General features: G+C 38.8%; 10 protein-coding genes. 8 read left to right on the plus strand and 2 right to left on the minus strand.

Annotated features, from left to right (window positions below):
* Positions 1–27: 27 nt before the first annotated feature.
* The 7 genes from AC1DDX_RS14135 to AC1DDX_RS14165 are packed head-to-tail and all read left to right on the plus strand — an operon-like array spanning position 28 to position 6502.
* Positions 28–105: a histidine kinase dimerization/phospho-acceptor domain-containing protein gene (locus tag AC1DDX_RS14135; protein WP_477622184.1), complete on the plus strand. Its 78-nt coding sequence runs from the start codon at positions 28–30 to the stop codon at positions 103–105.
* Positions 87–752 carry a sensor histidine kinase gene (locus AC1DDX_RS14140; protein ID WP_477622185.1) on the plus strand — a complete coding sequence of 222 codons (666 nt, stop codon included), beginning with the start codon at positions 87–89 and terminating at the stop codon, positions 750–752. Before AC1DDX_RS14135 ends, AC1DDX_RS14140 begins: the two co-directional genes overlap by 19 nt.
* Before the next feature lie 13 nt (positions 753–765).
* The gene (locus tag AC1DDX_RS14145; RefSeq protein WP_288884268.1) at positions 766–4353 is read left to right on the plus strand and encodes a response regulator; all 3588 of its coding nucleotides are present in this window, start codon (positions 766–768) and stop codon (positions 4351–4353) included.
* A 4-nt stretch (positions 4354–4357) separates the two neighbouring features.
* The gene (locus AC1DDX_RS14150; RefSeq protein ID WP_172662296.1) at positions 4358–4723 is read left to right on the plus strand and encodes a response regulator; all 366 of its coding nucleotides are present in this window, start codon (positions 4358–4360) and stop codon (positions 4721–4723) included.
* Positions 4724–5545: a CheR family methyltransferase gene (locus AC1DDX_RS14155; RefSeq protein ID WP_172662295.1), complete on the plus strand. Its 822-nt coding sequence runs from the start codon at positions 4724–4726 to the stop codon at positions 5543–5545.
* Positions 5542–6108 carry a chemotaxis protein CheB gene (locus AC1DDX_RS14160; RefSeq protein WP_172662294.1) on the plus strand — a complete coding sequence of 189 codons (567 nt, stop codon included), beginning with the start codon at positions 5542–5544 and terminating at the stop codon, positions 6106–6108. The genes AC1DDX_RS14155 and AC1DDX_RS14160 overlap by 4 nt, the downstream gene beginning before the upstream one ends.
* 25 nt (positions 6109–6133) lie before the next feature.
* A complete protein-coding gene (locus tag AC1DDX_RS14165; RefSeq protein WP_172662293.1) occupies positions 6134–6502 on the plus strand; it encodes a response regulator in 369 nt (122 codons plus the stop codon).
* A gap of 131 nt (positions 6503–6633) precedes the next feature.
* On the opposite strand, the gene AC1DDX_RS14170 is transcribed toward AC1DDX_RS14165, so the two are convergent.
* A complete protein-coding gene (locus AC1DDX_RS14170) occupies positions 6634–8316 on the minus strand; it encodes a dipeptidyl-peptidase 3 family protein (protein ID WP_172662292.1) in 1683 nt (560 codons plus the stop codon).
* 126 nt (positions 8317–8442) lie between these two features.
* Here AC1DDX_RS14170 and AC1DDX_RS14175 point away from each other — a divergent pair, with 126 nt between their 5' ends.
* The gene (locus AC1DDX_RS14175) at positions 8443–9276 is read left to right on the plus strand and encodes an N-acetylmuramoyl-L-alanine amidase (protein WP_337717055.1); all 834 of its coding nucleotides are present in this window, start codon (positions 8443–8445) and stop codon (positions 9274–9276) included.
* 99 nt (positions 9277–9375) lie between these two features.
* Here AC1DDX_RS14175 and AC1DDX_RS14180 read toward each other — a convergent pair whose 3' ends face one another.
* On the minus strand, positions 9376–11037 hold the full coding sequence (locus AC1DDX_RS14180; RefSeq protein WP_172662290.1) for a glutamine--tRNA ligase/YqeY domain fusion protein: 1662 nt from the start codon (positions 11035–11037) through the stop codon (positions 9376–9378).
* Positions 11038–11217 lie beyond the last annotated feature (180 nt).

The raw sequence follows: 11217 nt of genomic DNA on the forward strand, positions 1-11217 counted from the left end.
GAACGTAAAAAAGATGAATTTATCAGTATCGCCAGTCATGAATTAAAAACGCCATTAACAAGTGTTAAGGGGTACATGCAATTGGTATCGCCAGTCATGAATTAAAAACGCCATTAACAAGTGTTAAGGGGTACATGCAATTGCTGGGAAGAAGCGTAGAAAAGGGAGACATCCCCACAGTCAAAAAACATCTTGAGAAAGCACAAATCCAGTTAGAAAAGCTTCACGAGCTGATTGCCGATTTATTGGATATATCAAAAATCGAAAGCGGGAAACTTAAGTTTAACAAAAAAGACTTTGCAATTGATGATCTGCTGGATAGTGTAATCGACATTATTCGTCAGGCTAATCCTGAGTTTAACATCATTAGGAAAGGGAAAGTAGGCATTGAGGTTTATGCCGATGAAATGAGGATTGAACAGGTAATTATTAATTTTTTAACAAATGCGATTAAATACTCTCCTGGTACAAATGAAATTCATATTCACGTAGACGTGATTGCTGATAAGGTGTACGTGGGGGTAAGGGATTTTGGGATCGGGATTGCCCCGGACCAGCAAAAATCGGTTTTCGATAAATTTTATAGAGTGGAAGAAACCTCAATCCATTTTCAGGGTCTGGGCATTGGACTGTTCATCTCTGCCGAAATCATAAAACGGCATGGCGGGGAAGTTGGGGTTAAAAGTACACTTGGTGAGGGATCTGAGTTTTATTTCATTTTACCTGTAAATTCTGGCACTGAAACGGATTAAAAGACATTAATTTATGAAAGAAAAATCTTTAAGAAATAATCTACGAATTGGTTTAGGGCTATCATTATTGATCCTTTTTATTTCATCACTTGCGTCTTTTATTAGTATAAAGAACCTGATTCAAAATGCAGATCTGGTTTCGCATAGCAATGAAGTTATGACGAACCTTGATGGTGTAATTTCGACATTAAAAGATGCAGAAACAGGACAAAGAGGATACTTGCTGACTGGTGATAAGGTTTTTTTGGAGCCTTATAACGGTGCAAGGCAAACCGCAATTGATCTTTTAAGCAAAGTAAGCTCAGATACAAAGGACAATCCTTTTCAGCAGCAAAATGCGAAGGAGTTACAGGGGATTATTGATGACCGGTTAAGTATTATTGAAAAAACCATAGCGTTAAAAGGTAAAGGCGAAAGTGTTTCTACTGCCCAATTACTTGACGGAAAGGTTTACATGGATAAGTCGAGGACTGTTATTAAAAGAATGCAGGCTGAAGAAAAGAGATTGCTTGATGAACGGACCGCTAATATGAATAAGATGGCGGGCTATACCCCAATTTTAATTCTTATAGCTGCTTTTTTTGCCATTTTGATTACCGTGATTTTCTACAAAAGAGTTTCCTCAGATTTTAATACCAGAAGGCAATTACAAAAAGAGCTGGAGGATAAGAATGAGGAGATAGCCAATAGGATTGAAGTTATTCAAGGCATTGCTGCTCAAATTTCTAATGGCGATTACCAGATCCGGATGAATGCGGAACAAAAAGATGGCCTGGGTAGTTTAGCGGGGTCCTTAAATTCAATGGCCGAATCACTTCAGTATTCTTTTGCCCTTTTGGCCGATAAAGAATGGCTCCAATCGGGCATTGCCACTCTTAATGATAAGATGGTTGGAGAAAAAAGCGTAGAGGAGCTTGCTAATGATATTCTTGAGAACATTATAGTACATACGAATAGTGCTGTTGCAGCTTTTTACCTGGCGGGAGATGATTCGGAATTACATCTTGCAGGAAGCTATTCTCTGATAATAGATAGAGAAAAGTATAGGTTAAATGCCGGAGAAGGTATTGCGGGACAGGTGTTTAAATCGGGGAAACAAATTTTGATCAATGATATTCCCGAGGGCGAAATGACCATTAGCTATGCAACAGGCGCTACCAAACCAAGAAATGTTGTTGCTTTTCCTGTGGTTAGACATAATGAAACTATTGGGGTAATGGAACTTGGTTCATTGAATATTTACACCCCCCTTCAATTGGAGTTCTTTAACAATATTTCGCATAATATCGGAATTGCAGTACATGTTGCACAGAATCGCAAGAAATTACAGGAGCTTTTAGAGGAAACCCAGGCCCAGGCCGAAGAGTTGCAGGCCCAGCATAGTGAACTGGAGGGACTCAATGCCGAATTAGAAGCTCAGACGCAAAAAATACAAACTTCTGAGGAAGAGCTGAGGGTGCAGCAGGAAGAATTATTGCAGAGCAATCAGGAACTTGAGGAAAGAACCAGTTTATTGGAAGAGAAGAATCAACTCATTCAGGAGCGAAATCTGGATATACAACAGAAAGCCGAGCAATTGGAGCAAAGCACCAAGTATAAATCGGAATTCCTTGCAAACATGTCGCACGAATTGCGTACTCCTCTAAACTCAATATTACTCTTGTCTAAATTAATGTCGGAGAATAAGGAGCTTGATAAGGAATATGTGGAGTATGCGGATGTGATTCAAAGCTCAGGACAGGGGTTGTTGGGGCTTATTGACGAAATACTGGATCTCTCTAAAATAGAGGCTGGGAAAATGAAACTTGAGTTTGATGATATTAGTGTTAATGAGGTAATAACTGATATGCGGTCTTTATTTGAGCCATTGGCAAAGAATAAAGGGCTTGAGTTGGTTATTGATGCTGAGGAGACCAAGGGTGTTATTAATACAGATAAAATGCGACTTGAGCAGATTTTAAAGAATCTGCTGTCTAATGCGATCAAATTTACAAATCATGGCAAGGTCTCATTAACGGTTAAAAGAGACGATACGAATAAGTTCATCTTGTTTAAAGTCACAGATACCGGCATAGGTATTCCGGGAGATAAACTTGGGCTTATATTTGAAGCATTTCAACAGGCCGACGGTTCGACCAGAAGGAAGTTTGGCGGTACCGGGCTAGGCCTTTCTATAAGCAGGGAGCTATCGAAACTGTTGGGAGGAGAAATTGAGCTTACCAGTAAAGAAAATGTAGGTAGTGAGTTTACGTTCGCTTTACCCATTGATAGATTGGCTGCAGTTAAAAAACAAGAAGAGCAGGAAACCGATACTTTCGCTCCCCTTGAAAAACAAAGGGAGGTTATTTTAGAAAGATTTACTGTTGACCATATTCCACAAGAGGTTGAGGACGACAGGAACGATATTAAAGAAGACGATAAAGTAATTTTAATAGTAGAAGATGATACTGCGTTTGCGAAAACGCTTTTGAAGTTTACCCGAAAAAGAAATTATAAAGGGATTGTAGCCGTTAGAGGCGATGTTGGGATTGAACTGGCCAATCACTATAACCCTCTTGCTATTTTATTGGACATTCAACTTCCTGTTAAGGATGGATGGCAGGTAATGGAGGAGCTGAAGTCAAATCCTAAAACCAGACATATTCCAGTTCATATTATGTCATCTCTTGAGGTTAAAAAGGAAAGTTTGCTAAAGGGAGCGGTAGATTTTATAAATAAGCCTGTAGCTCTTGAGCATATGGCGCAGATATTCCAAAAGCTTGAACAAGCATTAACTAAAGGACCCAAAAAAGTTCTTATTGTTGAAGAAAACAAGCAGCATGCCCAAGCCTTGAGTTATTTCTTGAGTAACTATAACATCAACACTCAGGTTGCTAATAATGTTAAAGAAGGGATTGGTGCGTTACAGGAAAAAGAAGTGGATTGTGTGATTCTGGATATGGGTATACCAGATAAAAATGCATATGAAACGCTTGAAACGATTAAGAAAAGTGAAGGATTGGAAAATTTACCTATCATCATCTTTACCGGGAAAAACTTATCGAAGGGCGAGGAGAGTAGGATTAAACAATATGCCGATTCAATTGTAGTAAAAACAGCCCATTCTTATCAAAGAATACTAGATGAAGCCGGACTGTTCTTGCATCTAATAGAGGAGAAGGAATTGGATGGTAAGCATAAAAAACAGGCAACTGAAAAACTTGGAGGCCTTTATGAGGTGCTGAATAACAAAACAGTTCTGATTGCTGATGATGATGTGAGAAATATATTCTCATTAACAAAAGCATTGGAACAACATAAAATGAAAGTTTTAGCAGCTACGGATGGAAAGGAAGCGCTACAAATGCTCAAAGAGAACCCATTGATAGATATTGTGCTAATGGATATGATGATGCCCGAGATGGACGGATATGAAAGCACTAAAGAGATCAGGAAAATCCCTGCATATAAACAATTACCGGTTTTGGCTGTTACTGCCAAAGCAATGATGGGCGACAGGGAAAAATGTATTGCCGCAGGGGCGTCTGATTACATCTCTAAGCCTGTTGATATTGATCAGCTAATCTCGTTATTACGTGTTTGGCTTTACAACAAAGTGTAGCTATATGGCGAAAAAGATATTGATAATTGATGACGATAACAGGAACATTTTTGCGTTATCGGCTGTTTTAAAAGCAAAAGGCTACCAATGTTTAACCGCAACCGGAGGGGAAGAAGGAATAGACCTGCTTAAAGAGAATAAAGAGATTGCAGTGGTTTTAATGGACATGATGATGCCGGGAATGGATGGATATGAGGCAATAGCTAAAATAGATGAAAGTCCGGAAATTAAACATATTCCTGTTATAGCTGTTACGGCCCAGGCCATGGTTGGAGATAGAGAACGGTGTATGAATGCGGGGGCTGCCGGCTATGTCTCTAAACCTATTAATGTTGAAGAGTTAACAAGTTTACTCATAAAGTATATATAATTGGAACTCTCTGTAATTAACGACGATCATGTTGAGATCTTACTTTCAGACCTTCTGGAAAAGTATGGGTATGATTTTACCGGGTATTCCAGAGCATCTTTAAAGAGAAGAATTATACGACTGTACAGTTTGGATAGAGCCGTAAGTTTTGCTGAGTTCAGATATAAGATAAATAACGATAATCTATATTTTAAACGGTTTGTAGAACAGATTACAGTTAATGTAACTGAAATGTTTAGAGATCCTGTTTTTTTTAAAACATTAAGAGACGTTGTATTGCCAAAGTTGGGCACATACCCATTTATCAGAATTTGGCTGGCGGGCTGCTCAACAGGAGAAGAGGCATATTCGATCTCAATTATTTTAAAAGAACTTAACCTGCTGCATAAATCTTTAATCTACGCAACAGATTTAAACCCAATTGTGTTGGAAAAGGCCGCACAAGGAATGTTTGGCATGAATAGCATGAAGCAATATTCTGAGAACTATATTTTATCTGGAGGTTTAAAGGATTTTTCAAGTTATTATACAGCGAATTATTCGCTTGCTAAATTTGATGAGGACTTAAAAAGTAAGATCATATTTTCAACACATAATCTGGTTTCTGATTACTCCTTTAATGAGTTTCAGCTCATTTTATGTAGAAATGTATTGATCTATTTTGATAGGGAACTACAGCAGAAGGTGCTAAACCTTTTTGATGAGAGCCTTGAAGAGCTGGGGTATTTAGCACTTGGAACAAAGGAAACAATTAATTTTTCGGGCATTTCGGACAAGTATAAACGATTGGATTCAGAGAAGATCTGGAGGAAAATACAATGATAAAAAAATGTGAAGCATTTATTATCGGAGGCTCTGCAGGGAGTTTGGATGTGCTTTTAAAAGTGCTTCCATTAGTTAATGTTGCAATAAAATTCCCAATAGTCATTGTTATCCATCGTAAACATGGCGCAGATTCTTTATTGCCTGAATTGTTGTCAACCAGAACTAAGCTTAAGGTTAAAGAGGTAGACGAAAAAGAGCCGTTAATTGCTGGCACTATTTATATAGCTCCGTCAGATTATCATTTGCTGATTGAGCAGGATCGTTCATTTTCTTTGGATTATTCCGAAAAAATAAACTATTCCAGACCGGCAATAGACGCAACATTTCAAACCGCAGCAGAGGTTTATAAAGATACCCTAGTGTGTCTTTTGCTATCAGGATCGAACGCTGATGGTGTAAATGGGTTGAAAAGTGTTAAGCTTTGGGGTGGAACAACCTTGATTCAGGATCCAAATAGTGCTCAAGTAGCATATATGCCTGCCCAAGCTCAAGCTAACGTAAAAATAGATCATGTTTTAAGCATAGAAGATATAGCAGAATTCATAAATTTGTTGCCCTAAACGTTGTAGTTAACCATACCCGCAAATGGAGAAGAATAAAAGAGTATTTGTATTTGATGATAATGCAGAAATTTTAGAATTATGTACAATTATTCTGGAAGATGCAGGTTTCGATATTAAGACATCTTCGACCTCTAATAATATTATAGATCAGGTGTTGGCATATATACCGGATATTATTTTTATGGACAATTGGCTGCCGGATGTGGGGGGTATTGACGCAACCAGAGCGCTTAAAGGCCATGAGGCACTGAAAGGTATACCTGTAATTTATTTCTCTGCAAATAACGATGTACAGGCGCTTGCAACAGAAGCTGGGGCAGATGGCTATTTGTCTAAACCTTTTGATATCCAAGAATTGGAGGATATCATTCACAAACACCTTTCCGTTTAAAGGAAGACAGGATCTTAAGACGATAGTGGTAAGAGGATAGCGGGTCATCTCGACGATAGGAGAGATCTCGTTTTTATGCTACTTCAAGAGATCTCTCCTATCGTCGAGATGACGAAAGAATTTCGCTTAGGTTACTTCACACCCAAAACATCAACGCCTTGCTCAAAAATGATATCAACAGGGATTCCCTTTTTGGTTAATTTATCAAGATCGGTTTGAAGTTCAGTTGAAATAACAGCCTTTTCTTTTTGAGCCTTTTCTACAGCCGCTTTATTCCCGTTTCCTTGAAGGGTTATAATTAAGCCGCTTAATTTATTCATAGCCATTTCAAATTTAGCAAAGTCGACCTTGTATGTGCCATTTTCATTTCTGATGAAAGCCCCATTTTCCTTAAAGAAATTGAAGCATTGCATGTTAGCTTTTCCATGTGCGCTTGCAGCTCCAAATCTTACTGAGCGAAGTATGCCCGCCATATATGTGGTGTAAAACTGCTTAATGTCGCCTTTCAGTTCTCCCTTTTTAAGTAATCCGGTTACCATGTAAAGCCCTAAAACATCCGCCTTACCTTCTTCAAGCCATGAATATTGCTCTTGCAAAGCTTCTTTAACAAATCCCTTACCTGTAATTGTTTTTTTGATTCCTAAGCCATGAGCAACCTCGTGAAACATTACGTTGGCAAAGAAAGCATCGAAATTGATGTATTGTTGCTGATCTTTGTCGATAAGTTCTTGGGCTATAGGTATTAGAATTTTGTCGAACTTAGCTTTCATTGCATTTTTTAGCTGTGAACGCCTTGTGCCCTTCTTTTGTTGGATAATTTCATCATTTGGAAGGTTTACTGCAATTGTTTTTGAACCAGCATTACAATCACCCGCATAGTAGATCACATCGTAAGCATTTAGCTCGGAGTCTGTACCTGGCTTTTCTTTCTTGTATTTAGCATCAACAGGCAGGCCTTGCTGTAGCTGAGGGAGCATGCTTACATACTTGGCAAGACGCTTGCTCCATACCTTGTCTTTTATCAATACATAAGCCTCGTAAGAGGCACGAGCATTGAATAATTTGTCTTCATAATTCTCAATAGGACCAATAATGATATCAAGGTTGTTGGTTTTCATGTCTAGCCATGCATAGTCGCTTGCAGTATAGTTGTCTGTTACTAACGCATCGGCACGTAGATTCAGATACTTTTTAAGCCCCGCGTCTTCTGCAAGCAGTGCAGCTTGTTTTAGAAGATTTGAAGCTTTTTGTAATTCTGCAGCAAAAAGAACATGGTAAGGAATTGAATTTAGTTTTCCTGTGCTATCCTTTTTTATAACAGAGTATTGCCCGTATTTATCTTTTGCGTCAGATTTTTTGAGGTCTTCTTTAGTCATTCCCGCAGGATAGAAGCTAGCCGCATCCGGTTTAGGGCCGATGCCCGCAACAAAGGGCTTGTCGCCATTAAGTCTGTCCCATGGCCCATAGTTAATCCAGATGAAAGATTTTGTTTTTTCATCCTTTATGGTGTTTAGTAAACTATCTCTCTGAGGGTATGCCTGTTTCCAGAATAGCTCATCCATTATTTGAGCAGATTGTATTAGCAGAGGAAGTATTTTACGTTCATTAATAGTCAGGTCATTTAAATTGGTAGTGAGTTTTACCTTTTCATAAATATCTAGTCGCTCATTTACATACTTCTGTAAACTGTCGTTTGATGATGTTTTCTTTTCTGTTGTTTTTGTGTTTTTGTCCTGCGGGCTACCGCACGAAGCAATTCCTGCAATGATTGAGCATCCAGCAATAAAAAGGCTTGCTTTGCTAATGTTTTTCATATATGAATATATTAGTACTTTTATGACTATATGACCTGCTTTTAGGCAAGACAGGTTTGATAGTGCAGATTTAATTGCGACTAAAATAGTAAAAAATAGTAATTTCACGCCTTCTATCTTTTCATTATGGTATATCAGATCAAATTAAAAAAAGGCTATCCCTACATTTTAGCAATGCTTATGCTTGCATCATGCTCTGCAGGTAAATACGCAGCTACAAATAAAGTGTATAAGAAAAAGGCAGGAGAGTTTGCTGAAGCAATAAAATCAATGCCACCAGTAGGCCAAGGCGTTGTGCTTTCTGATCCGACGCTTCAATCTTGGGTTGGATCTGTGAATTTCGGTATACGAAGACCAAACTTTGTAGTTCTTCATCATACTGCCCAGAAATCTTCTGATCAGACAATAAAAACTTTTACCATTGCTAAAACAGAGGTGAGCGCTCATTATGTAGTTGGGAGGGACGGAAAGGTTATTCAAATGGTAAATGACTATTTAAGAGCTAATCACGCAGGTGTGGGAAAATGGGGTAACGATACGGATCTAAACTCGTCTTCTATTGGAATAGAGATTGATAATTCGGGAACTGAACCTTATTCTGAAGTGCAGTTACAAAGTCTGATGACTTTGCTGTCGACCTTAAAAAGCAGGTATAAAATTCCAACGGCAAATTTTATAGGCCATTCAGATCTGGCACCAAGGAGAAAGGTTGATCCCACTAATTTCCCCTGGAAGAGGTTTGCCGAAAAAGGGTATGGATTATGGTACGACAGTGTGCTTGTAATGCCACCAGATAATTTCGATGCAACTCTTGCGCTAAAAATAATTGGGTATGATGTGAGCAATTTGCCTGCAGCAATTGTGGCGTTTAAGATCCACTTTGTGCAAACAGATGTAACGCCTGAGTTAACCCCTGCAGTTAAACTAATTCTGTTTAACTTGTACAAGAAGTATATGTAAGATGGAGATCATTATGAATTCGTCATCTCGACGATAGGAGAGATCTCCTGAACTACATGAGCAAGAGATCTCTCCTATCGTCGAGATGACGGGTGTAGCCTATTTGTTAGCCTTTGCCCAGGCATCCTTTAAGGAAACGGTACGATTGAAGATCAAGTTTCCAGGAATAGAATCTTTATCTAGGCAGTAGTACCCTTTTCTGATAAACTGGTAACGCGCATCCTTATCTGCATTTGCAAGATAAGGTTCAATATATGCTTGTTTTATAACCTCAATGCTGTTCGGATTAAGATAGTCTTTGAAATCACCCTCTTCGGAATCCGGAGATTCAGAGGTAAACAGACGATCGTACATTCTGATCTCAGCGCTTTTTGCATGTTTACTGCTCACCCAGTGAATGGTACCTTTAACATTTATGCCACTGGTATCTTCGCCGCTTTTAGATTCCGGGATATAAGTGCAATATATTTCAGTCACATTCCCATTCGCATCTTTCTTGAAGTCTTCACATTTTACAATATAAGCATGTTTAAGCCTTACGGTTGCTCCTGGCGCAAGTCTGAACCATTTTTTGGCGGGCTCTTCCATAAAGTCTTCTCGCTCAATCCACAATTCATTGCTGAAGGGGATTTCTCTTGTTCCGCCTTTATCTTCTGCTTCAGGGTTGTTTTCTCCTATTAGTATTTCATTCTGTCCTTCAGGATAGTTGGTAATGATCAGCTTAATCGGGTCAAGCACCGCCATAACTCTGTTCGCTGTTTTATTTAAATGCTCACGCACACAGAATTCTAAAAGACTTAACTCTATAAGGTTTTCTCTTTTGGCAATTCCAATTCTGTCACAAAACTCTCTGATACTTTCCGGGGTGTATCCGCGTCTTCTTAATCCGCTTATTGTTGGCATGCGGGGGTCATCCCATCCACTTACTACACCCTCATTTACCAATTGAAGCAGCTTGCGCTTACTCATAACAGTATATGAAAGGTTTAAACGCGCAAATTCGTATTGTTTTGATGGAAATATTTCAAGTTTCTCGATTAGCCAATCGTACAATTCGCGATGTGCCACATACTCAAGCGTACAAATAGAATGCGTAATGGTTTCGATGCTGTCACTTTGTCCATGTGCAAAATCGTACATTGGGTAGATACACCACTTATTTCCTGTTCTGTGGTGTTCAGCATGTTTAATCCTATAGATCACCGGATCCCTCATAATCATGTTGGGGCTGGCCATGTCTATTTTAGCACGGAGTGTACAGGTGCCGTCTGGAAACTCACCACCCTTCATTCGGGTAAAGAGATCAAGATTCTCTTCAATGCTGCGGTTTCTGTATGGACTGTCTTTACCAGCTTCAGTTGGTGTTCCTTTTAATTCAGCAATTTCTTCCGCGGTACTGTCATCCACGTAGGCCAAACCTTTTTTGATAAGGGTTACGGCAAATTCATAAAGTGAATCGAAATAATCAGAAGTATATAATTCGTTTTTCCATTCAAAGCCCAGCCATTTAATATCTGCCTGTTGACTGTCTACATATTCGGTTTTTTCTGTAACCGGATTGGTATCATCAAACCTTAAGTTTGTGTAGCCACCATATTTTTTTGTTAGCCCAAAGTTTAAGCATATAGCTTTTGCGTGGCCTATATGCAAATATCCATTCGGTTCTGGTGGAAAACGTGTGATTAGTGTTTCGTATTTTCCGCTATTTAAATCGTTCTCAATGATTTCTTCAATAAAGTTCAATGATCTTTCTTCACTCATAAAAACTGTAAATTTAGCGCCAAAGTTAACATAAAAGCGCTAATTTACTTACATTTACCACCTACTATTAGTATAAATTATGAGCAAAACGTTAAACAGGCCAATACGTGTTTTAGTCGCGAAGGTTGGGCTCGACGGGCATGACAGAGGGGCAAAAGTTATTGCAACGTCTCTCAGAGA

The sequence above is a fragment of the Pedobacter sp. 10L46_2 genome (genome assembly GCF_056395165.1).